Raw genomic sequence first — 20,366 nt, 5'->3', positions numbered from 1 at the left:
TGTTCGCGAGCCCGGGTTCTCAGGCTGCTAGGCCGTGAAACCCGGCAGGAACAGCGAGCGCCGGCTAAAGAGCGGCGAGGTGAACGGCTGATCCTCGCCGCGGTCGTATTCGCCGTGATAGCGGCCAATGCGCTCCACCTCGTTTTTCGAGCCGAGGATGACCGGCACGCGTCCATGCAGCGCGCGCGGCACCACGTCGAGAATCCGCTCGCGCCCGGTGATCGAAAGACCGCCCGCCTGCTCGATGAGAAAGCTCATCGGGTTGGCTTCATACAGCAGCCGCAGGCGCCCTTCCATGGTCGGCGTCTTCGAGTCGCGCGGATACATGAACACGCCGCCGCGCATCAGGATGCGATGCACCTCGGCGACCATCGAGGCGATCCAGCGCATATTGAAGTCGCTCGCGCGGCAACCGCTGCGCCCGTCCTTGCATTCCTGCACGTAGCGACGCACCGGCGGCTCCCAGAACCGTTCGTTCGACGCGTTGATCGCGAATTCGGCGGTGTCTTCAGGAATGCGGATGTTCGAATGCGTGAGCACGAAGTTGCCGATCTCGCGCTCCAGCGTGAAGCCATGCGTACCGTTGCCCACCGAAAGCACGAGCATGGTCGAGGGACCGTAAACGGCGTAGCCCGCCGCCACCTGCTCGCAGCCCGGCCGCAGAAACGCGGACTCGCCGACCGTGCCGTGCGGGTCGCCTGGGTCGGCGGGGTTGCCGTTGCGCAGCACCGAAAAGATCGACCCCACCACGCCGTTGATGTCGATATTCGACGAACCGTCCAGCGGATCGAAGGCGAGCAGATAATCGCCGCGCGGGTAGCCGGGCGGAATGGTATAGACGGTTTCCATTTCCTCGGACGCCATCGCGGCAAGCAGTCCGTCCCACTCGCATTGCTGCACGAAAATCTCGTTGGTCGCGACGTCGAGTTTTTTCTGCTCCTCGCCATGCGTGTTCAGGCTCTGGGCGGAGCCGTAGTTGCCGCCGAGCGCGCCTTTGGTGAGCATCGCGGAGATCGACTTGATCGCGGCGGCGACGTCGATCAGAAGCGCCGAAAGACCGGCGTTGCGCACCGTTCCCGCCGAACCAGGCTGGCGATCGAGGGTATCGATCAGAAACTTCGAAAGAGTCGTACGTCCGTCTTGCATGGCGATCTCCTGAGGATTGTTTTCGGTCAGCCTGGCGGCGCCAGCACGGCGCGCGTTGCATGAGAGGAGGACGCCGGCGCCCCGGCGCTCGCCGCGAGCGGTTCCGTGAACACGCGGCTCGCGCGCACGTCGGCGGCGGCAATCAGCGTGAGCGCGGCGGCGTCGATCGGCGCGCCGCCTCGCATCGCCGTGGCGAACAGACGATTGGCCTGGCGCAGCCGTGAGCGATCCAGCGCATTGCGCACCGAGCGGGCGTTGGCGAAATTCGGCTGTCTGGTGCGCAGGGCGAGATAGTCCGCGAACGCGTGCCGCGAGTCGGCGTCGAAGCGGTAGTGCATCGTCGCGAGCATGCGCTCGGCGATGTCGAGCAGTTCCGCGCCGTCGTAGTCGGGAAACGTGATGTGATGCGCAATGCGCGAGCGAAAGCCCGGATTGCTCTCGAAGAACACTTCCATGCGCGACGCGTAACCGGCCAGAATCACCACCAGATCGTCGCGCTGGTTCTCCATGGTCTGCAGCAGGATCTCGATCGCTTCCTGACCGTAGTCGCGTTCGTTTTCCGGCCGATACAGGTAGTAGGCTTCGTCGATGAACAGCACGCCGCCCATCGCGCGTTTGAGCACATCGCGCGTTTTCGGCGCGGTGTGGCCGATGTACTGGCCGACCAGATCGTCACGCGTGACCGAAACCAGATGATTGCGGCGAATGTAGCCGAGCCGGTGCAGCACTTCGGCCATGCGCAGCGCAACCGTGGTTTTGCCCGTGCCGGGATTGCCCGAGAAACACATATGCAGGGTCGGCGCGCCGCCCGCGAGACCGAGCGAATCGCGCGCGCGCTCCACGAGCAGATGCGCCGCGATCTCGCGAATGCGGGTCTTCACCGGGGCGAGCCCGACCAGATCGCGATCGAGTTCGGCAAGCACGTCGCCGATGCCGGAGTCGCGATAGAGCGCGGCGAGATCGATTTGCTGCGCCGGCGCGCGGCTATCCCGCGGCGCGCAAGCGGCGGCGTCTTGCTCTGCGGAAAACGGCGCGTTGGTGCGCGGCGCGTTCGCGTCGATGGCGGCAGCTTCGGTCATGGCCCCTCCCTCTTCTCGTGGCGGTTGATCGAGCCTCGCATCGCGAGGCCATCTTCTAGCGCGCCGGTTCGTACCGCTCACCCGACGGCCGGTCGCCCGCGTAGCCCGCCAACCCGTAGCGCTGCACCCGGCCCGGCCCGTCCTGACGCGTCAGGCGGAAGCCCGGCTCCCCGTCCGGCCGGTTGACGATGAACGACAGACGCATCGTCTCGAAGCCGCGCACCGAGTCGAACGCGTTGATCTTGATGTAGTGCTGCGGCCGCGCCTCGCGGCATGCCTTCACTTCCTGCAGCACGCCGGCCGCATCGTGGAGATCGAACATCGGCAGGCCCCACATGTCCCAATAGGTGTTGCGCGGATGCGGGTCGTCGGTGAATTCGACCGAGCAGGCCCAGCCCTGGCTCAGCGCGTAGTCGATCTGCAAGCGGATCTCCTCGTCGGTCAATTCCGGCAGGAAGGAAAACGTGCCCTGTGTAATACGCATGACGCACCTCGTTGATGAATGCGCTGTTCGGAACGGCGCCGACAGTCTCCCGCGCAGTGCGGCAGCGCTGCGGTCGAGCCAGCCCTGAGAATTGCTGAATGCCCGCCGCTCAGGCCGCGGTCGGCGTGGCGGCGAAATCCGGCGTGTCGGTGGACGCGTAGTTGAAGGTCACGTCCCGCCACGTATCGAGTGCCTGCTTGAGCGGCGTGCACCAGCGCGCCGCGGCTTCGAGAATGTCCGGCCCTTCGTGAACGATGTCGCGGCCCTCGTTGCGCGCCTTCACCATCGCTTCGAGCGCGACGCGATTCGCCACCGCGCCCGCCTGAATACCGGCCGGATGGCCGATCGTGCCGCCGCCGAACTGCAGGATCGCGTCGTCGCCGAACAGATCGAGCAGTTGATGCATCTGGCCCGCATGAATGCCGCCCGAGGCCACCGGCATCACTTTGCGCAGGCCGGCCCACGGCTGGTCGAAGAAAATCCCGCGCGACAGGTCGACTTCGTTGTGCGACTCGCGGCACACGTTGTAATAGCCCTGCACCGAGAGCGGATCGCCTTCGAGCTTGCCGACCGCCGTGCCCGCATGCGCGTGATCGACGCCCGCCATGCGCAGCCACTTCGCGATCACGCGAAACGAAATGCCGTGATTGCGCTGCCGTGTGTAGGTGCTGTGTCCCGCGCGATGCAGGTGCAGGATCATGTCGTTCCTGCGCGCCCAGCGCGCCATCGACTGAATCGCGGTCCAGCCGATCACCAGATCGATCATCACGATGCATGAACCCAGTTCCTTCGCGAATTCGGCGCGCTCATACATGTCCTCCATCGTGCCGGCCGTCACGTTCAGGTAGTGGCCTTTGACCTCGCCCGTCTCTGCCTGCGCGCGATTCACCGCTTCCATCGAAAACAGAAAACGGTCGCGCCAGTGCATGAACGCCTGCGAGTTGATGTTCTCGTCGTCCTTCAGAAAATCCAGACCGCCCCGCAATCCTTCGTACACGACGCGGCCATAGTTCTTGCCCGACAGACCCAGTTTCGGCTTGACGGTGGCGCCGAGCAGCGGCCGTCCGTACTTGTCGAGCCGTTCACGCTCGACGACGATGCCGGTCGGCGGCCCCTGGAAAGTCTTCAGATAAGCAACAGGTATGCGCATGTCTTCGAGACGCAGCGCCTTGAGCGGTTTGAAGCCGAACACGTTGCCGATGATCGACGCAGTCAGGTTGGCGATCGATCCCTCTTCGAACAGATCCAGCTCATAGGCGATATAAGCGAAGTATTGCGGCTCGCCTGCGTTCGCAGATGGCACCGGATCGACCCGGTAGGCTTTCGCGCGGTACATGTCGCACGCGGTCAGCCGGTCGGTCCACACCACGGTCCAGGTCGCCGTCGACGATTCGCCGGCCACGGCCGCCGCCGCCTCTTCCGGATCGACGCCGGGCTGCGGCGTGATGCGAAAGAGCGCGATCACGTCGGTATCTTTCGGCGTGTAATCCGGCTGCCAGTAGCCCATCTCGCGATACTTCATCACGCCCGCGGCGTACCGTTCGCGAGGCTTCCCCGCGTCGCGCGGCTTGGGTATGGAATCGATCACCGGTTGACTGAAATCGTTCATGACGTATCCTCGAGTGTGAACAGGCGCGCTGCCGGAAGAACGAAGCGCTTGGATGCACTGTAGGCAGGAACGCATTCATTGAGAATTCACGATTTTATTTGGCAGACTTAACCGATCCGTTATCGATCGCGGAAACGCGAAGCGAAGTTTCAGCACACGCGCGCCGATGGGTGGACAATCATCCACACGGGAAAGGCAAATAGCGCGTGACAGGAGGACAGCAGCCGTCCCCCTGTCATGGAACACTTTGCTGCATTCCCGGAACAGTGCGCGGCATGGCCGTAACGAACCGCGCGCCGGGTCGCCGCGCCGGCGCAATTCGGCAAACGCTGTATTGCGGCGCGTCAGTGCGCTGTCCACGCCGCGTCGCCGAAAGCCCGGCATGGAGCTTGCGTAGATATCAACGCCAATGCAGTCCGGCATCGCGCCGGACCGACGGCGCAACGCTGTACCACTACATGGAGGAAGCACCTATGCAATGGACAACTCCGAGCTACACCGATATGCGTTTTGGTTTCGAAATCACGATGTATATCGCTACGCGTTAAGCCCCGCAGGGGCCGCGAGCCGCGGCCCTTCTGCGGATTAGTGGTTAATCCCTAGCTAGACGGCCGGCCTTTCGGCGCTGCCAGAACACGCGTTCCCAGCCATGATCCACGAAACGATCGTCACCACGGCAGCGGGCGATGGCCGTCCTCATATCGCGCCGATGGGCGCCCGTTACGAGGGCGACTTCGTCATCCTCTCGCCTTTTCGTCCGTCCGTGACGCTCGACAATATCGTCGCGTCGCGCGCGGCGGTGCTGAACTTCACCACGGACGTGCGCGTCTTCGCCGGCTGCGTCACGCATTGCGCAACCGACTGGCCCACGCTCGCGGCGAGCCGGGTGGCAAGTGTCAGGCTCGCCGAGTCGCTCGCGCATGCGGAACTCGAACTCGACGAACTGCGCGAAGACAGGGAGCGCCCGGTGCTGCGCATGAAATGCGTGCACCGCGAAAACCATGCGCCGTTCGGCGGCTTTAACCGCGCCCAGGCAGCGGTGGTGGAAGGCGCGATTCTCGTGAGCCGGCTCTTCATGCTGCCCGCCGACAAGGTGGACCGGGAAATGGCCTACCTGCAGATCGCCATCGACAAAACCGCGGGCGAGGCCGAACTCACCGCCTGGGGCTGGCTGACCGCCGCGATCGCGCGGCACCGCGAGAATCTCGCGGCTTCCGGCGGTTCGGCCGCCGAACTCGTATCCCACTAGTTTTTCCCGTCTTTCGGAGAATATCGATGACCGCATTGCTCGCGAGCGTCCGCTCGGACGAGGAGGCGTTCGACGCCGCCCAGGCCGGCGCCGAACTGATCGACCTGAAGGAGCCGAACGCGGGCGCGCTCGGCGGCTTGTCGATCGGCGACATCACGCAGATCGCGCGCCGGCTGCGCGCCCATTACCCGGTCAAGCCGATCAGCGCGACGATCGGCGACGTGCCGGCGGACGCGCTCGACGAAATCACCGCACGCGTCATCGAAGTCAGCGACGCGGGCATCGATTATGTGAAAGTCGGCGTGACGCCCGGACCGGCCGCGCGGCGCTGCCTCGAACAACTGGCCACGCTGCCGGCGGCGGTCGTGCCGGTGCTGCTCTGCGACGGCGGCATGGACGGCGAGCTGGTCGCCTACGCGGCCACGCTCGGCTTCGTGGGCGTGATGTTCGACACCGCCGGCAAGGACGGCAGCACGCTGTTCGATCACGTGGATGGCGACACGCTCGCCCAGTGGCTGCGGATCACGCGCGAGCGCGGCGCGATGAGCGGCATTGCCGGCTCGCTCGGCTGGGCGCAGTTCGAGCAGATCCGTGCGCTCGCGCCGGACGTCGCGGGTTTTCGCACCGCCTTATGTGTCGACGGACGGCGCTCGCGGCTCGATCCGCAGCGCGTCGCCCAATGGGCTGCCGCGCTGCACCGTCCTTCGGGCGAGCTCAGCGGCGCGCTCGCCGCGGCCGACGCGCGAGCCCCGGGCGCGGCCCGCTTCTGATCCCGCTGGCCCCCGCTGGCCGCTGCATGTCGTTGCAGGTCGCCGCTTACGTGGTGACATGCAACGCGGCAAAAAACGTTAGCTCACCGGCGTATTCAGCAGCCGGTCGCGCATCAACGCGACATTGTCCTTGTTGAACAGCTCGACCACGTAATTCGCTTCGTTCACGTAGTCGACGAAACACCGGTCGACCACACCCGTGGCGGCTAGCGTCTCGAGCCGCTGGTCCTCGGAGATCGGGCACGACTTCACCACGATCAGCCGCTCGGCGTTGAGCATGGTCGAAAGCCACGCGGCGAGGCTGTCGGAAGTGGTGTCCCAGTTGCTCATCGCGTCCGGCGTGTCGCGCATCAGCGCGGTCGGCACCCACACGGCGACATGGCCGTCGCGCAGCGCGCGGCGGATCTTCGCCTCGCTCGAGGCGAGCACGAGTTCGGGCAGGACCCCTTGCATGAGAATCGCGTACTGCGTCATGGCGAGCAGACACATGTTGTGCGCGGCGAGATCGTCGAAGCGCCACTCACTCTGGTATTGCCGCACCTTGTCCGCGAAATCGCCGCCGCCGGGCACGATAACGACGCGCCCGCCCCCCACTTCACAGAGCTCGGTGAGCCAGTGGCGCAGCGTCGGCTCGTGACTCAGGCTGCCCCCGATCTTGACCACCCACATGACCGTTGTCCTCGTTTCCGATTAACTGCATTGGCCTGCCGTTTGTCCGATTGCGTGCCCGGTTGCGTGTCCGTCCGCTTGCTCCGTCACGCCCCACAGCCGCTTTTCCACCTCGCGCGCCAACTCGCGCCGCGCCGCGCCGTTCGCATCAAGCCGCTCGCGACGCCACACTACGGTTTTCAGCGGCGGCTTCGCCGTGGCGCGTTACCGCCAGCAATGCCACCGCCACACTCGGCGCGCACGTCGCGGCCCAGTCCGAACAACTCGCCGGAACGCCGGCCAGCATGCCGAAATCGACGTAGCCGCGCGCCTCTTCTCGCGCCAGCGCCGCCGCGAGAAAACGTCCGCAGCCGGCGCCCACCAGCGGCGCGGCGGCGAGTTCAGGGTGCGCCGCCGTCACCCGCGCGAGATTGACGCCGATTTCGCGCAGTTGCAGTTCGCGCCAGCGAAGCGCGAACCTGCGCCACTCGGCGGGATCCGTTTCATGGGCGTCCCGCCCAATCATCCGCGCGAGCCGCGTGCGGCTTGCGCTTTCCGTCTTCGGTCCCTGGTCGGCGCACGGATACAGGTCGTACTGCGGCGCCAGTTCACCCGTGAGCCGGTAGACGTCCGCCGTGGTCGCAAACCATTCGTTCATCACGTTGACGGCCGCCCCGGCGAATTCGATGCGCTGCGCGACGCCGCACAACGGCGTGCGCACCACCCCCTGATACACGAGTTCGCCAGTGGCGAGCCGCCCGGCATCGGTCGCGGCGCGCGCGACGACCCGGCCGCCCGCGAGCGGAATGATGTCGGTGGTCGTGCTGCCGATGTCGATGAGCAGCGCATCACCCACGCGTGCCGCGACCCAGCGCGCGGTCGCGAGCCAGTTCGCCGAGGCGACGCTGCGCCAGCCGGCCGCGCAGGTCTGCGGCGTGAGCCAGCCGGCGTCGCCCGCAAAGAAACGCAACTCTGGCCCGAGCCGCTGCGTGAGCGCGGCGGCGATCGCCCGCACGCCTTGCGCGCGGTCCTCGAAAAGATCGACCATTTCGCCCGTCATCGTCACCGCGTGTTGCGCGGCGCGCGTCTGCGCGGCCGGCCAGCGCTCGAAGACGAGGTCGATGGTGCGCTCCAGATGGTCGAGCCCCTGCCATAGCGGACACGCCCATTGCGCGATGTCGAGCACGGCGCCGCCGGCATCGGCCATCGATACCTTCACATGCGCGCCGCCGACATCCCAGCCGAACACCGTCCCATCCCCCGCCGCCGCGGAGCTTGCCTGCGTGACGTGCGCGGCGCTCATGGCCGGGCTCCGCAGGCGCACGGCGCGCCATGGCTGCGCGCCGCCGGGCCGGATCGCTCGAGACGCACCCCGTGCGCCGCCAGCAGGGCGCACGCGAGATTGCGGCCCAGCGCGGCGGACAGGCCGGCATAGGCGACGGTCAGACGCGGATTGACCTCGATCACCACCGGCCCGAGCAGCGGATGCCACACCACGTCGATACCGACAAAGCCGCGCAAGCCCGGCATCGCCTTTGCAACCCGCTGCGCGAGGGCGTCGAGCACGCGGCCCTGGTCGCCGGCCGGATCGATCTGGTTGACCGTCACGCCGTCGAATTCGACGATGCGCGGTTGCTGCCCCTCGTCGCCTGCGCTCAGACTGATTTGCTGGCGGTTGATGCTGATGAGTTCCGCGCCCTCGGCGCGGCAGATCAGCGAAAGGCTGAGCGGCTCGCCGTCGACCCAGGTCTGCAGCACGGGATTGCGTGCGGCGGCCGCGCGCGCGTCGTATTCGGCACAGGCATCGGCGAAGTTGTCGAACACGAAGGTATCGAGACCACCCGCGCCGTCGTCCGGTTTCACGACCCAGCGCTCGCCGCGCTGCGCATCGGCCTGGCCGGGTTCGATAGCGGGCGTCGTGGCGATGCCGTGCGCCATGAGGCACGCCGCTGTCGCGCTCTTGCTCGACGCCACGCGGATCGCTTCTTTCGCGCAGCCGAGCCAACGCGCCGCGCCCACCGCGTCGTACAGATGCAGCAGCAGGCCGTCGCATTCCGGCGCGATGATCCACGCGTAATCGTGTTCGCGCGCCACCCGTGCGACGAAGGCCGTCATCGACTCTCCTTGCACGGCCCTACAATGGGCGAGCGCCGGGTCGACGGTTTCAAAGCGCGAGCTCGCGAAGCTCACGTCCACTGCGTCGAGCTCACGCAGATCCCTCGCCAGCGCGTCGCGCATCACCCGGCCTTCGACGATCAGCGCGCTCAGGTCGGCAAGACTCGCCGCGCCGGCATGCGCCGGGTCGATGCCGCCGCCGGTGAGATACTCGAAGACAAAGATCTTGGTCAAAGGAACGCGCCCCCATGCAGGTGATACCGGTTCTCGATCTGCTCGACGGCCACGTGGTACGCGCGGTGCGCGGCGAACGGACAGCCTATCGGCCGATCCGCTCGTCGCTCGCCGCCACCAGCGAGCCGCTTCACATCGCCCGCGCGCTGCTTGCCGCAAGCGGCGCACGCACGCTCTATATCGCCGACCTCGGCGCGATCCTTCAGCAAGGCGCTCACGTCGAGACGCTTGCTGCATTGCGTGCCGCCCTGCCCGGCACTGACATCTGGCTCGATGCGGGCTATGCCGACTATGCATCGATGCATTCGCTGTTCGAACGTATCGAAGAAGCCGGCAAGCGCATCGGCAACATCGACAGCCAGCCTGTTCCTCACGACCTCGCGACGCTCGTGCCCGTGTTCGGCACCGAGTCGCTGCACGACATCGACGCGCTGCGCGCCGCCGACACGGCCGGGCTTGCGCCGATCCTCTCGCTCGACCACCGCGCCGGCCGGCTGCTCACCGCCACCGCATTCGAGCGCGCCTCTGCCTGGTGGCCTCAGCGAGTGATCGCAATGACGCTCGATCAGGTGGGCAGCTATGACGGCCCCGATCTCGCCACCGTGGAACGCATTCGTGCCAGCGCCCCCGCAGAGACTGCCGTAATCGGAGCGGGTGGCATCCGCCATCGCGACGATATGACGGCGGCGACCCGCACCGGTGCTTCAGCGTGGCTCGTGGCTTCGGCACTGCATGATCGCCGGATCGGCGCGCCGTTCACCGGCGAGACCACCTAGGCGAGCCATACAAATTCCATGCCAATCGCTGGATAGGGTGTGGATGTAAACGAACGGCAAGCTGCTGTGGCAGTTCGTGACACTCTGCTCCAGATTGACACACAACCTGTGCGGTGCAGCCGGCAGGCGCGCCGCCGATCCGGCGCAATGAGCATGCAGCGGCGCGCGGACGGCGACCGTATCGGCTCCTTCAGGCGCAGCGCCGCATAAGCGGTGCACCATGCGCCGCGCACCCGCGCCACGGCCGGCCGTTCAGATCGGCATGGAGCTTGCTAAAAATGCGGCCATGCACCTCACGCCCATCGATCCATCGTCCACGAGCTCCTCGGCTCCGGCCAACGTGCCCGCCTCGTCGGTTACGCGCGATTGGATCTGTCCGTTCTGCCCGCTGCTGTGCGACGACCTCGTCGTCGAGTCGCGCGAAGACGATACGCTCGCGGTGCTCAATACCGAATGCCCGCGCCTCGCGCAGGCGCTCGCGTGCTACGGCAAGCCGGATGCGCAGTGCAGCAACAGCGTGGACGGACACGACGCGGATCTCGATACCGCTCTCACGAGCGCGGCGCGGATCCTGTCCTCGGCGCACCGCCCGCTGTTCGGCGCCCTGACCACGGACGTTGCCGGCGCCCGTGAGCTTTACACGCTCGCCGCGGGTTGCGGCGCGATCCTCGATCATTTGCATGGCGATGCGATGAGCGCCACCACATTGGCCTTGCAGGATCGCGGTTCGTTTTTCACGACGCTTTCCGAAGTGCGTTCACGTGCGGACCTGCTGGTGTTCTTCGGCTGCCAGCCGTCGCAGCGTTATCCGCGATTTTTCGCGCGTACGCTGGAAGGCACGCCGCACAAACGCGAACTGGTGTTCGTCGGTTGCGCGCCCGACCCGGCTGCGAGCGGCCTCGCGACTACGCGAATCGAAGCGCTCCTGCCGGACGCCGATCCCTTCGACATACTCGCCCTCTGGTCCGCGCTGAGCGAAGGCCGTGCGCCTCGCGCATTGCGGGACGACGGCACGGGTGCGGCAGAGGCACTCGCCGCGCTGCAGGCGCGCATCGCCGCCGCGCACTACACCGTGCTCGTCTACGAACCGGCCACGCTGCCCGGCCCGCACGCGGCGCTCCTCATCGAAGCCTTGAACCGCATCGTCAAAGCGGCAAACCGCACCGTACGCGCGGGCTGTCTCGCGCTCGGCGGCGACGATGGCGCGTTGAGCGTCAACCAGACCGTGACCTGGCTTGCGGGTTTGCCGCTGCGCACGCGTGTCTGCGCGCCCGCACGCGTCGCGGGCACGGCGCCGCTCGATTACGATCCGTATCGCTATCGCACGGCGAGACTGCTTGCGAAAGGAGAGATCGATGCCTTGCTGTGGGTCGCCAGCTTCGCGCCGCCGGCATGGCCGCAAGCGCTCGACCCGAACGTGCCCGCGATCGTGCTCGGCCACCCCGCTTTAGCCGAAGCCGCGAAAGCACGCGGCGGCGCCACCGTCTTCATTCCGGTTGCCACGCCTGGCATCGATAGCGGCGGCCATCTGTTTCGCGTCGACAGCTCGGTCGTGATGCCGCTGTCCGCCGCACGCGGTGCGGCGCTGCCCTCAGTGGCGACGATCGCATCGCAACTGGCCGCGCGCCTCAACGCTCAGCCCGCCAAACAGGTGCAGCCATGAGTCTCATCCGGCTCACCGGCGGCACGATCTTCGATCCGGCCAACGGCGTGGACGGCGTGCGCCGCGATCTGGCGATCCGCGACGGCCGCATTGTCGACGTGCCCGCCGCCACGCCGGCCGATCAGGAATACGATGCCACCGGCATGATCGTGATGGCGGGCGGCATCGACATGCACTCGCATATCGGCGGCGGCAAGACCAATCTTTCGCGCCTGCTGCTGCCCGAGGATCATCGCGAAGATCCGGTGCGGGACGCCGCCTACGAATCGGCGCGGGACGCGAACGGCCGCTACCTGCGGCTGCCGTCGTGCGGCGTCTGCACGCCCGGCACGCTCGCAACCGGCTACCGCTACGCCGAAATGGGCTACACGGCCGCGTTCGAACCGGCCATGATGCCGTCCAACGCGCGCCACACGCACCTCGAAATGGGCGACACGCCGATCATCGATCACGGCGCGTACGTGATGCTCGGCAACGACGAACTGTTCCTGCAGATGCTCGCCGCGCGCGACGACTTCGAGCGGCTGCGCGACTACATCGGCTGGACGATTCACGCGAGCAAGGCGCTCGGCGTGAAGGTCGTCAATCCGGGCGGCATCTCCGCGTTCAAGTTCAACCAGCGCTCGCTGAACGTGGACGAGCCGCACGTGCATTACGGCATCACGCCGCGCGAGGTGCTGCACACCCTGTCGCGCGCGTTGACCGAACTGCGCGTGCCGCATCCGCTGCACGTGCACGCGAGCAATCTCGGCGTGCCCGGCAACATTGATTCGACGATCGCCACCATGGACGCGGCCGACGGCCTGCCGATCCATCTCACGCATATCCAGTTTCATAGCTATGGCACCGAGGGTCCGCAGAAGTTTTCGTCGGGCGCGCGGCAGATCGCGGAAGCGGTGAACGCGCGGCCGAACGTGTCGATCGACGTCGGCCAGATCATCTTCGGACAGACCGTCACGGCCTCGGGTGACACCATGATGCAGTTCCGCAACGCGCCGCTCGCGCGGCCGCACAAATGGGTGGTCGGCGATATCGAATGCGACGCGGGCTGCGGCGTGGTGCCGTTCCGCTATCGCGAGCAGAGCTACGTGAATGCCTTGCAGTGGATCATCGGCCTCGAGATCTTTTTGTTGGTGGACGACCCGTGGCGCGTCGCGATGACCACCGATCATCCGAACGGCGGCCCGTTTACGAGCTACCCGCATCTGATCCGTCTGCTGATGGACAAATCGTTTCGCGACGAGCAACTCGCGAAGCTCAACACCGACGCGCAAGTGGCGAGCGCGTTGCCGCAGTTGCAACGCGAGTTCTCGCTGTACGAGATCGCGATCATCACGCGCGCCGGACCGGCACGCCTGCTTGGACTGCGCGACCGGGGCCATCTGGGCGTCGGCGCGGCGGCGGATATCGCCGTCTATCGCGACCACGCGGACCGCGAGCGGATGTTCACGTCGCCCGCCTATGTGTTCAAGGACGGCGAACTGGTCGCGCGCGACGGCACGCTCGTCGCCACGCCCACGGGAGGCATCCATTTCGTTTCGCCCGACTTCGACCGGGGCATCGAGAAGACGCTGCGCGCCTACAGCGACGCCAATCTCGCGAGCAACTTCGCGCATGCGGCCATCAGCGACGACGAGATCTGCAACTGCTGCCGTGGCGGCAGACTCCTGCCGGTCGACTGTTTCGCGAACGGCTGAGCACAAGGTAAACCGCACACAATGAGCGACACGGCGACCCTGCGGATCAACGGCACCACGATCGACGCCACCTTTGCGGAAGCGTTTCCGATGAAGGCGACCCGGCTCGTCATCACCGCCCATACGCCGGCGTGGGCGATGAACGCGGCGAACTCGCTGACGGGTTTCGCCACGTCGGTGATCGGCTGCGGCTGCGAAGCGGGCATCGAACGGACGCTGCCGGGCGCGGAAACGCCCGATGGCCGACCGGGCGTGACGGTGCTGCTGTTCGCGGTCTCGTCGAAGGAACTGGCCAAACAGATCGAACGGCGCGTCGGGCAATGCGTGCTCACCTGTCCGACCACCGCCGTGTATGGCGGCATCGATGCCGCGACGAGCCGCGCACCGCTGTCGGATCGGGCGTCGCTCGGCAGCGGTCTGCGCTATTTCGGCGACGGCTGGCAGATTTCGAAGATGCTCGGCGACACGCGTTACTGGCGCGTGCCGGTGATGGACGGCGAGTTCGTCTGCGAAGACACCGCGCTGACCGTCAAAGCCGTGGGCGGCGGCAACCTGATTCTGCTCGCGCGCGATATCGACGCCGCGCTCGCCGCCTCCGAAGCGGCGGTCGCCGCCATGCGCAGGCTGCCGAACGTGATCATGCCGTTCCCGGGCGGCGTCGTGCGCTCGGGTTCGAAAGTCGGCTCGAAATACAAAGGTGCGAGCGCGTCCACCAACGACGCGTTCTGTCCCACGCTCACAGGTCTCTCGGCGCGCGGCGAACTGGGCGCGGAAGTCGGCTGCGTGCTCGAAATCGTGATCGACGGGCTCACCGACGCGGACGTCGGCGCCGCGATGACCGCGGGTATCGCCGCGGCCGCCGGGCTCGGACAGGCGGCGGGTCTGCTGCGGATTTCGGCGGGCAATTACGGCGGCAAGCTGGGGCCGTACCACTTCCATCTTCACAGCCTCGCAGCCGGCCTCGACGGGAGCCGCGCATGAGTGTTCGCACAACGCTGCGCGTGAAAACGCTCCCGGGTTTCCGCGTCGACGCGTCCGCCCTGCTGCCGGTGCCGCTCGCGACGATGAGCGTGGCGGACATCGAGCGCATGGTCCTGCCCGCGGGCAACGACAGGTGTATCGTAGGCGATGTGTTCGACGTGTCACGCGATGACGGCCCCGCGGCATCCGCGGCGCCTCACGCCAGCGCCACCCTGGTGATCGAAAACGCGGCGCCGTGGCTCGACCGCATCGGTGCGCGGATGACGGACGGGCACCTCGTCGTCCAAGGTTCGGCCGGCGACCTTAGCGGTTTCCAGATGGCGGGCGGCAGCTTGCATATCGGCGGGAATGCCGGCCATTTCACCGCCTGCGAAATGCGCGGCGGCCGCCTGACGGTGACCGGCCATAGCGGCGATTTCGCCGCCGGCGCGCTCGCCGGCGACATGGAAGGCATGACGGGCGGCACGCTGACGATTCATGGCGACGCAGGCGTGCGGCTTGCTGACCGCATGCGCCGCGGCCTCGTGCTGGTCGGCGGCAACGCGGGCGATTTCGCCGCGTCACGGCTCGTGGCCGGCACCATCGGCATCGCCGGTCAGCTGGGCGCGCATTATGCGTACGGTATGAGGCGCGGCACCCTCCTGCTTGCCCAGCGGCCCATGCAACTGCCGCCCACCTTCACTGAAGGCGGTCGCGGTTTCGACGTGTTCTGGGCGCTCCTCGTGCGCAGTCTGGCCGATGAAATCGCGCCCTTTTCGCAGTGGCGCGCGGCGCGTTTGCCAACCCGCCATACGGGCGATCTCGCGGTCGACGGGCGAGGCGAAATACTGATCGTGAGCTAGCCGCCGCACCCGGCCGGCTCGCCGGACAGCCAATCAAACGGTGTTCGACAGAAACACCGGACAACGAAGGAGACAAGCATGCCGATGGTGCATTCTCCCCATCTATCGCAGGGCGCCCACGCGCCCGCGCCGCGCTATGCCGGCGCGATGATCGCGCTGCATTGGCTGATTGCTCTGGGCATCATCGGTCTGCTCGCGCTCGGACTCTACATGGTCGGACTGCCGAAGGGGCTGCCTCTCAAGGCGACGCTGCTCAACCTTCACAAGTCGGTCGGACTGACGGTTTTCCTGCTGGTGCTTCTGCGCATCATGGCGCGTGTGGCCTTTCTTCGGCCGCCCTTGCCGCCGATGCGACCGTGGCAACGCGCCGCCGCGCGCACTACGCAGGGCCTTTTATACGTAGCCATGGTCGCGATGCCGTTGTGCGGCTATCTCGGTTCGTCGTTCAACCGTTACGGAACGCGTTTCTGGGGCATCGCGCTGCCGAAGTGGGGCTGGGACGACGCGGGGTTGCGCGACCTCTTCTTCGGCCTTCACCAGGCGATCGGCTATGCGTTGATCGTGCTGATCGTGCTGCACGTGGCGGGCGCGCTCAAGCATCAGTGGATCGATCGCGACAATCTGCTCGCGAGGATGCTGCCATGACACGGCGCGCTTCGAGGCCCAGGTCGACGCCCGGATCAACGCCGGCTTCACCGCACGGTTCGCCGCCGGCGACGCTGACGGTCGACACGCTGCGTACGCGCGACGGGCATCGGGTGTCGTTCACGGTGGCCGGCGCGGCTGACGGCGTGCCGGTGGTCGTGTTGCACGGCGGTCCGGGCAGCGGCAGCCAGCCCGGCTCGCTGCGGCTCTTCGATCTGGCGCGCTTCAGGGTCGTGCTGATCGATCAGCGCGGCACCGGCGCCTCGACGCCGCACGGCAGCGTGCGCCATAACCGCACGGATCGGCTGATCGAAGATATCGAAGCGATTCGTGTACGGCTCGGCGTTCAACGTTGGGGCGTGCTCGGCGGCTCGTGGGGCGCCGCGCTCGCACTCGCGTATGCCGGCCAGCATCCGCAATCTGTGACGGGCGTGGTGATGCGGGGCCTCTTTCTCACTTCCCCGCGTGAGGTCCGTGGGCTGTTCGTCGCCGCGCACAAGCGCGCGCCGCGTGCGTGGGCGAGATTGTGTGCCGCCGCGGATTGCGCGCGGCCCGCCGCGTTGCTGGCAAGCTGCCATGGCCGCCTGCAACCGCGCGGCGGCGCAAACGAAGCGCGCCAGCACGCAGTCGCGCTCGCGTGGCGTGGCTATGAGAATGCGGTGCTCGCCAGCGCCGACTCGCGCCGCTCACGCTCGCCGGCAAGAAGTTCGCGACGAGACGCGTGCAAGCTGATCGGCAAGTACCGCATTCAGGCCCATTACCTCATGCACCGCTGCTGGCTCGGCGAAACGCGCCTGCTCTCACTGGCACGCCGCGCCGCTGCGGCCGGCGTGCCGCTTGCCGCCGTGCATGGCTCGCGCGATCCCGTCTGCCCGCCGGGCAATCTGCGACGTCTCACGCGTGCCGTTCCCGCTGCACGCGTCGAATATGTGCGCGCCGGGCACCTCGGGAGCGACCCGAGACTGCACGAACGCGTGGCCCACGCGCTCACGGCGATGTTCCTTCCACCCGCTCACGAGGGGCGCATCCTGCGCCGCGCTGCATGAAGATCAAGGTACTCGGCTCATCGGCGGGCGGCGGTTTCCCGCAATGGAACTGCAATTGCCGCAATTGCGACGGCGTGCGGCGCGGCACGTTGAAGGCGACGCGCCGCACGCAATCGTCGATCGCGGTGAGCGCGAACGGCGAGGACTGGCTGCTCGTCAACGCGTCACCCGACCTGCTCGCGCAGATCGCCGCCCATCCGGAATTGCAGCCGGCCCGCCGCGTGCGCGACAGCGGCATCGCCGCGGTGCTGGTCATCGACGCGCAGATCGACCACGTCACCGGCCTGCTGATGCTGCGCGAACGCGACACGCCGTTGCCCCTCTACGCGACCGATGCGGTGTGGCAGGACCTGTGCAGCGGCTTTCCGGTCGCGCCGATCCTTTCGCACTATTGCGGCGTCGAGCATCGCCGCATCGCGCTCGACGGCACACCGCTCGCCGTGGATGCGCTCAGCGGCGTGCAGATCGACGCGCTGCCGCTGTCGAGCAAGGCGCCGCCCTATTCGCCGCATCGCAACGCCCCGGAGCGGGGTGACAATATCGGACTCGTCATCACGAACCTGCAGACCGGCAAGCGCGTGTTCTACGCGCCCGGACTCGGTGCGATCGAAGCGCATGTGCACGCGGCGATGCGCGAGGCCGATCTGCTGCTCGTCGACGGCACGGTGTGGACCGGCGATGAAATGATCCGCCTGGGTCTCTCGAAGAAGACCGCGGCCGATATGGGCCATCTGCAGCAATCCGGACCGGGCGGCATGATCGAGGTGCTGGACTCGCTCGAAGCGCACGATGTCCGCAAGGTGCTGATTCACATCAACAACACCAATCCGATTCTCGTCGAGGATGGCCCTGAGCGCCGCATCCTGAGCGAGCACGGCATTGAAGTAGCGTATGACGGAATGACGTTTGAACTATGACGTGGCGCTGCGAGATCGGGCTTTGAAGCAGGGCTTTGAAGCAGGCCTTTGAAGCAGGGCTGTAAAGCAAGCGATGAAGCGCCGATGTAAAAGCATGGCCATCAAGCAAGAAACGGAGACGAGACGGTATGAACGCGAAAGACACCCTGGGCACGGCGCCGCAACACACTGCGCAGACTAACGGACACGGCGACCGCCCCGCCTGGACCCGCGAGGAATTCGAAGCGCAGTTGCGCGCAAAAGGCGTCGCATACCACATCCATCATCCGTTCAACGTGAAGATGAATAGCGGCGGCTGCTCCCGCGAGCAGATTCGCGGCTGGGTCGCCAATCGCTTCTATTACCAGATCAACATTCCGCTAAAGGATGCGGCCGTGCTGTCGAATTGCCCCGATCGCGAGACGCGCCGCCGCTGGGTGCAGCGCATTCTCGATCACGACGGCTACGGCGGCGAGGAAGGCGGCATCGAAACATGGGCGCGCCTCGGCGACGCGGTCGGCCTGTCGCGCGACGACCTGTGGTCGCTCAAACAGGTGACGCCCGGCGTGCGCTTCGCTGTGGACGCCTACGTGAATTTCGCGCGCCGCGCGCCGTGGCAGGAATCGGTCTGCTCGTCGCTCACGGAAATGTTCGCGCCGCAGGTTCATCGCGACCGGCTCGCGAGCTGGCCGGAACACTATCCGTGGATCGAGCCTTCCGGGCTCGCGTATTTCCGCTCGCGCATCTCGCTTGCGCAACGCGACGTGGAGCACGGCCTCGAAGTCACGCTCGATCACTTCACGCGGCGCGACCAGCAGGAACGTGCGCTCGAGATCCTGCAATTCAAGCTCGACATCCTGTGGACCATGCTGGACTCGATCGAAAAGGCCTTCCCGCAATGAACGACCTGCCACGCGCCGGCGGCGCCATGCAAACCGCCGAACGTCCGACGATCAGCAAGCTCTTTCGTCTGCAATGGGAGCCCGCTCAGAACGCTCACGTCCTGCTCTACCCGGAAGGGATGGTGAAGCTCAATCAGAGCGCGGCGGAAATCCTCAAACGTTGCGACGGCACGCGCGATATGACCGCGCTGATCGCCGACCTGGAGCAGGCGTTCAACACGACCGGGCTCGGTCCCGAAGTGCGGGCGTTCGTTGCCGACGCACAGCTACGCGGCTGGCTGGAGTAGCGCGATGACAGACCTCTCACAACCCGCTGGCGCCGCACAGCCACAAGCGACTCCGGACGCGGTAGCGCCGCCGCTCTGGCTGCTCGCGGAGCTGACGTATCGCTGCCCGTTGCATTGCGCGTTCTGCTACAACCCGGTCGACTATACGGACCACAGCCGCGAGCTGAGCACGGAACAATGGATCGGCGTGCTGCGCGAGGCGCGCGCGCTCGGCGCCGCGCAGCTGGGGTTTTCGGGCGGCGAGCCGCTCGTGCGCGACGATCTCGAAGTGCTGGTGGGCGAGGCGCGCAAGCTCGGCTTTTACACGAATCTGATTACCTCCGGCGTCGGCCTCACCGATAAACGGCTCGGCGATCTGAAGGCGGCGGGCCTCGACCACATCCAGTTGTCGTTCCAGGATTCGACGCAGGAACTCAACGACTTCCTGAGCAGCACGCGCACCTTCGATCTGAAGCAGCGCGTCGCCGCATCGATCAAACGGCACGGCTTTCCGATGGTGCTCAACTGCGTGCTGCATCGCTACAACCTGCCGCACGTCGACAAGATCATCGACATGGCGCTCGCGATGGGCGCCGAATACCTGGAGCTCGCCAACACGCAGTACTACGGCTGGGCGCATCAGAACGAAGCGCAGTTGATGCCGACACGCGAACAGCTCGAGGAAGCCGAAGCGGTCGTCGAGCGTTACCGCCGCACGCAGGGCGAGCGCTGCAAGATTTTCTTCGTCGTGCCGGACTATTTCGAGCGACGCCCGAAGCGCTGCATGAACGGCTGGGGCGCGGTGTTTCTCGGCGTCGCCCCGGACGGCGCGGCGCTGCCCTGTCACGCCGCGCGCAGCCTGCCCGGACTCGTGCTGCCGAATGTCAAAGAGACGCCGCTGCGCGAGATCTGGTACGAGAGCGACGCATTCAACCGCTTTCGCGGCCTCGCCTGGATGAAAGAGCCGTGCCGCAGTTGTGACGAAAAGGAACGCGACCTCGGCGGCTGCCGTTGCCAGGCCTATCTGCTCACCGGCGACGCGGCCAATGCCGACCCGGTTTGCGACAAGTCGCCGTCGCACGACACCGTGGTGCGCGTGGTGAACGCGGCACGGCGCGCGGCCGCCGCGGCTGAACCGCGCGAGCAGCCGATCCTGTTCCGCAACGACGCGAACTCGCGCAAGCTGGCCGCTAGTGCGGCGAGCCGCACGGTGAGCGGCGACCCAGGTGGTGAAATAAGCGGTGCAACAAGCGGCGAAGCAAGCGGCGCAACAAGCTGTGACACCAGCGGCCACGACCACGGCCGCACAGGAGGCTGA

The 20,366-nt window shown here is 66.7% G+C and carries 21 protein-coding genes; 14 read left to right on the top strand and 7 right to left on the bottom strand.

The window, feature by feature from the left end; genetic code table 11:
* Nucleotides 1–27 precede the first annotated feature (27 nt).
* From CJU94_RS31130 to CJU94_RS31115, 4 genes are all read right to left on the bottom strand, one after another.
* Entirely contained in the window at nt 28–1,146 is a 1,119-nt protein-coding gene (locus tag CJU94_RS31130) for a class 1 fructose-bisphosphatase (protein WP_095422375.1), read from the bottom strand.
* Between the two features lie 26 nt (nt 1,147–1,172).
* Nucleotides 1,173–2,225 (bottom strand): CbbX protein, encoded by a 1,053-nt coding sequence (cbbX, locus tag CJU94_RS31125; RefSeq protein ID WP_208645386.1) that lies wholly within the window; start codon nt 2,223–2,225, stop codon nt 1,173–1,175.
* 55 nt (nt 2,226–2,280) lie between these two features.
* Nucleotides 2,281–2,709: a ribulose bisphosphate carboxylase small subunit gene (locus tag CJU94_RS31120; protein ID WP_095422374.1), complete on the bottom strand. Its 429-nt coding sequence runs from the start codon at nt 2,707–2,709 to the stop codon at nt 2,281–2,283.
* A gap of 109 nt (nt 2,710–2,818) precedes the next feature.
* On the bottom strand, nt 2,819–4,318 hold the full coding sequence (locus CJU94_RS31115; RefSeq protein ID WP_095422373.1) for a form I ribulose bisphosphate carboxylase large subunit: 1,500 nt from the start codon (nt 4,316–4,318) through the stop codon (nt 2,819–2,821).
* Nucleotides 4,319–4,791: 473 nt separating this feature from the next.
* Between CJU94_RS31115 and pqqA the strand changes: the two genes are divergently transcribed.
* The 3 genes from pqqA (at nt 4,792) to CJU94_RS31100 (ending at nt 6,337) form a co-directional block, all read left to right on the top strand.
* Complete coding sequence (pqqA, locus tag CJU94_RS42320) at nt 4,792–4,866, top strand: pyrroloquinoline quinone precursor peptide PqqA (protein ID WP_013342881.1); 75 nt, start codon at nt 4,792–4,794, stop codon at nt 4,864–4,866.
* A 101-nt stretch (nt 4,867–4,967) separates the two neighbouring features.
* Entirely contained in the window at nt 4,968–5,567 is a 600-nt protein-coding gene (locus CJU94_RS31105; RefSeq protein ID WP_095422372.1) for a DUF447 domain-containing protein, read from the top strand.
* Nucleotides 5,568–5,593: 26 nt separating this feature from the next.
* Nucleotides 5,594–6,337 carry a (5-formylfuran-3-yl)methyl phosphate synthase gene (locus tag CJU94_RS31100; protein ID WP_095422371.1) on the top strand — a complete coding sequence of 248 codons (744 nt, stop codon included), beginning with the start codon at nt 5,594–5,596 and terminating at the stop codon, nt 6,335–6,337.
* Between the two features lie 78 nt (nt 6,338–6,415).
* Here CJU94_RS31100 and CJU94_RS31095 read toward each other — a convergent pair whose 3' ends face one another.
* From CJU94_RS31095 to CJU94_RS31085, 3 genes are all read right to left on the bottom strand, one after another.
* Nucleotides 6,416–7,006, bottom strand: coding sequence for an amino acid kinase family protein (locus tag CJU94_RS31095; RefSeq protein WP_095422370.1), 591 nt, complete (start codon nt 7,004–7,006; stop codon nt 6,416–6,418).
* 148 nt (nt 7,007–7,154) lie between these two features.
* The gene (locus CJU94_RS31090; protein ID WP_095422369.1) at nt 7,155–8,288 is read right to left on the bottom strand and encodes a hydantoinase/oxoprolinase family protein; all 1,134 of its coding nucleotides are present in this window, start codon (nt 8,286–8,288) and stop codon (nt 7,155–7,157) included.
* A complete protein-coding gene (locus CJU94_RS31085; protein ID WP_095422368.1) occupies nt 8,285–9,334 on the bottom strand; it encodes an ATP-grasp domain-containing protein in 1,050 nt (349 codons plus the stop codon). Before CJU94_RS31085 ends, CJU94_RS31090 begins: the two co-directional genes overlap by 4 nt.
* A 14-nt stretch (nt 9,335–9,348) precedes the next feature.
* Here CJU94_RS31085 and CJU94_RS31080 point away from each other — a divergent pair, with 14 nt between their 5' ends.
* From CJU94_RS31080 to pqqE, 11 genes are all read left to right on the top strand, one after another.
* Nucleotides 9,349–10,110: a HisA/HisF-related TIM barrel protein gene (locus CJU94_RS31080; RefSeq protein ID WP_095422367.1), complete on the top strand. Its 762-nt coding sequence runs from the start codon at nt 9,349–9,351 to the stop codon at nt 10,108–10,110.
* 286 nt (nt 10,111–10,396) lie between these two features.
* A complete protein-coding gene (locus CJU94_RS31075) occupies nt 10,397–11,773 on the top strand; it encodes a molybdopterin-binding domain-containing protein (protein WP_095422873.1) in 1,377 nt (458 codons plus the stop codon).
* The gene (locus CJU94_RS31070; RefSeq protein ID WP_095422366.1) at nt 11,770–13,470 is read left to right on the top strand and encodes a formylmethanofuran dehydrogenase subunit A; all 1,701 of its coding nucleotides are present in this window, start codon (nt 11,770–11,772) and stop codon (nt 13,468–13,470) included. The genes CJU94_RS31075 and CJU94_RS31070 overlap by 4 nt, the downstream gene beginning before the upstream one ends.
* A 21-nt stretch (nt 13,471–13,491) precedes the next feature.
* Entirely contained in the window at nt 13,492–14,451 is a 960-nt protein-coding gene (fhcD, locus tag CJU94_RS31065; protein WP_095422365.1) for a formylmethanofuran--tetrahydromethanopterin N-formyltransferase, read from the top strand.
* Nucleotides 14,448–15,293 carry a formylmethanofuran dehydrogenase subunit C gene (locus CJU94_RS31060; RefSeq protein ID WP_095422364.1) on the top strand — a complete coding sequence of 282 codons (846 nt, stop codon included), beginning with the start codon at nt 14,448–14,450 and terminating at the stop codon, nt 15,291–15,293. Before fhcD ends, CJU94_RS31060 begins: the two co-directional genes overlap by 4 nt.
* A gap of 78 nt (nt 15,294–15,371) precedes the next feature.
* Nucleotides 15,372–15,938 (top strand): cytochrome b, encoded by a 567-nt coding sequence (locus tag CJU94_RS31055; protein WP_095422363.1) that lies wholly within the window; start codon nt 15,372–15,374, stop codon nt 15,936–15,938.
* Nucleotides 15,935–16,984 (top strand): alpha/beta fold hydrolase, encoded by a 1,050-nt coding sequence (locus CJU94_RS31050; RefSeq protein WP_095422362.1) that lies wholly within the window; start codon nt 15,935–15,937, stop codon nt 16,982–16,984. The genes CJU94_RS31055 and CJU94_RS31050 overlap by 4 nt, the downstream gene beginning before the upstream one ends.
* Nucleotides 16,981–17,901 (top strand): pyrroloquinoline quinone biosynthesis protein PqqB, encoded by a 921-nt coding sequence (pqqB, locus tag CJU94_RS31045; RefSeq protein ID WP_095422361.1) that lies wholly within the window; start codon nt 16,981–16,983, stop codon nt 17,899–17,901. Before CJU94_RS31050 ends, pqqB begins: the two co-directional genes overlap by 4 nt.
* A 128-nt stretch (nt 17,902–18,029) precedes the next feature.
* Nucleotides 18,030–18,782 (top strand): pyrroloquinoline-quinone synthase PqqC, encoded by a 753-nt coding sequence (gene pqqC, locus CJU94_RS31040; protein WP_095422360.1) that lies wholly within the window; start codon nt 18,030–18,032, stop codon nt 18,780–18,782.
* Complete coding sequence (gene pqqD, locus CJU94_RS31035) at nt 18,779–19,069, top strand: pyrroloquinoline quinone biosynthesis peptide chaperone PqqD (protein WP_095422359.1); 291 nt, start codon at nt 18,779–18,781, stop codon at nt 19,067–19,069. Before pqqC ends, pqqD begins: the two co-directional genes overlap by 4 nt.
* Nucleotides 19,070–19,073: 4 nt before the next feature.
* Nucleotides 19,074–20,366: a pyrroloquinoline quinone biosynthesis protein PqqE gene (gene pqqE, locus CJU94_RS31030; protein WP_244221027.1), complete on the top strand. Its 1,293-nt coding sequence runs from the start codon at nt 19,074–19,076 to the stop codon at nt 20,364–20,366.

It is taken from the genome of Paraburkholderia aromaticivorans (assembly GCF_002278075.1).
Lineage (GTDB): Bacteria > Pseudomonadota > Gammaproteobacteria > Burkholderiales > Burkholderiaceae > Paraburkholderia > Paraburkholderia aromaticivorans.
The sequence above is the reverse complement of the archived record's forward strand: the minus strand, read 5'-3'. Positions and strand labels throughout refer to the sequence as shown.

What these genes read in the sequence shown, in the direction of transcription:
- cbbX (WP_208645386.1), bottom strand. Translation starts at nt 2,225, where the DNA reads ATGACCGAAGCTGCCGCCATCGACGCGAACGCGCCGCGCACCAACGCG.
- CJU94_RS31060 (WP_095422364.1), top strand. Translation starts at nt 14,448, where the DNA reads ATGAGTGTTCGCACAACGCTGCGCGTGAAAACGCTCCCGGGTTTCCGC.
- CJU94_RS31055 (WP_095422363.1), top strand. Translation starts at nt 15,372, where the DNA reads ATGCCGATGGTGCATTCTCCCCATCTATCGCAGGGCGCCCACGCGCCC.
- pqqE (WP_244221027.1), top strand. Translation starts at nt 19,074, where the DNA reads ATGACAGACCTCTCACAACCCGCTGGCGCCGCACAGCCACAAGCGACT.
- CJU94_RS31120 (WP_095422374.1), bottom strand. Translation starts at nt 2,709, where the DNA reads ATGCGTATTACACAGGGCACGTTTTCCTTCCTGCCGGAATTGACCGAC.
- CJU94_RS31050 (WP_095422362.1), top strand. Translation starts at nt 15,935, where the DNA reads ATGACACGGCGCGCTTCGAGGCCCAGGTCGACGCCCGGATCAACGCCG.
- CJU94_RS31130 (WP_095422375.1), bottom strand. Translation starts at nt 1,146, where the DNA reads ATGCAAGACGGACGTACGACTCTTTCGAAGTTTCTGATCGATACCCTC.
- CJU94_RS31090 (WP_095422369.1), bottom strand. Translation starts at nt 8,288, where the DNA reads ATGAGCGCCGCGCACGTCACGCAGGCAAGCTCCGCGGCGGCGGGGGAT.
- CJU94_RS31080 (WP_095422367.1), top strand. Translation starts at nt 9,349, where the DNA reads ATGCAGGTGATACCGGTTCTCGATCTGCTCGACGGCCACGTGGTACGC.
- CJU94_RS31095 (WP_095422370.1), bottom strand. Translation starts at nt 7,006, where the DNA reads ATGTGGGTGGTCAAGATCGGGGGCAGCCTGAGTCACGAGCCGACGCTG.
- fhcD (WP_095422365.1), top strand. Translation starts at nt 13,492, where the DNA reads ATGAGCGACACGGCGACCCTGCGGATCAACGGCACCACGATCGACGCC.
- CJU94_RS31115 (WP_095422373.1), bottom strand. Translation starts at nt 4,318, where the DNA reads ATGAACGATTTCAGTCAACCGGTGATCGATTCCATACCCAAGCCGCGC.
- CJU94_RS31100 (WP_095422371.1), top strand. Translation starts at nt 5,594, where the DNA reads ATGACCGCATTGCTCGCGAGCGTCCGCTCGGACGAGGAGGCGTTCGAC.
- pqqD (WP_095422359.1), top strand. Translation starts at nt 18,779, where the DNA reads ATGAACGACCTGCCACGCGCCGGCGGCGCCATGCAAACCGCCGAACGT.
- CJU94_RS31075 (WP_095422873.1), top strand. Translation starts at nt 10,397, where the DNA reads ATGCACCTCACGCCCATCGATCCATCGTCCACGAGCTCCTCGGCTCCG.
- pqqB (WP_095422361.1), top strand. Translation starts at nt 16,981, where the DNA reads ATGAAGATCAAGGTACTCGGCTCATCGGCGGGCGGCGGTTTCCCGCAA.
- pqqC (WP_095422360.1), top strand. Translation starts at nt 18,030, where the DNA reads ATGAACGCGAAAGACACCCTGGGCACGGCGCCGCAACACACTGCGCAG.
- CJU94_RS31070 (WP_095422366.1), top strand. Translation starts at nt 11,770, where the DNA reads ATGAGTCTCATCCGGCTCACCGGCGGCACGATCTTCGATCCGGCCAAC.
- CJU94_RS31105 (WP_095422372.1), top strand. Translation starts at nt 4,968, where the DNA reads ATGATCCACGAAACGATCGTCACCACGGCAGCGGGCGATGGCCGTCCT.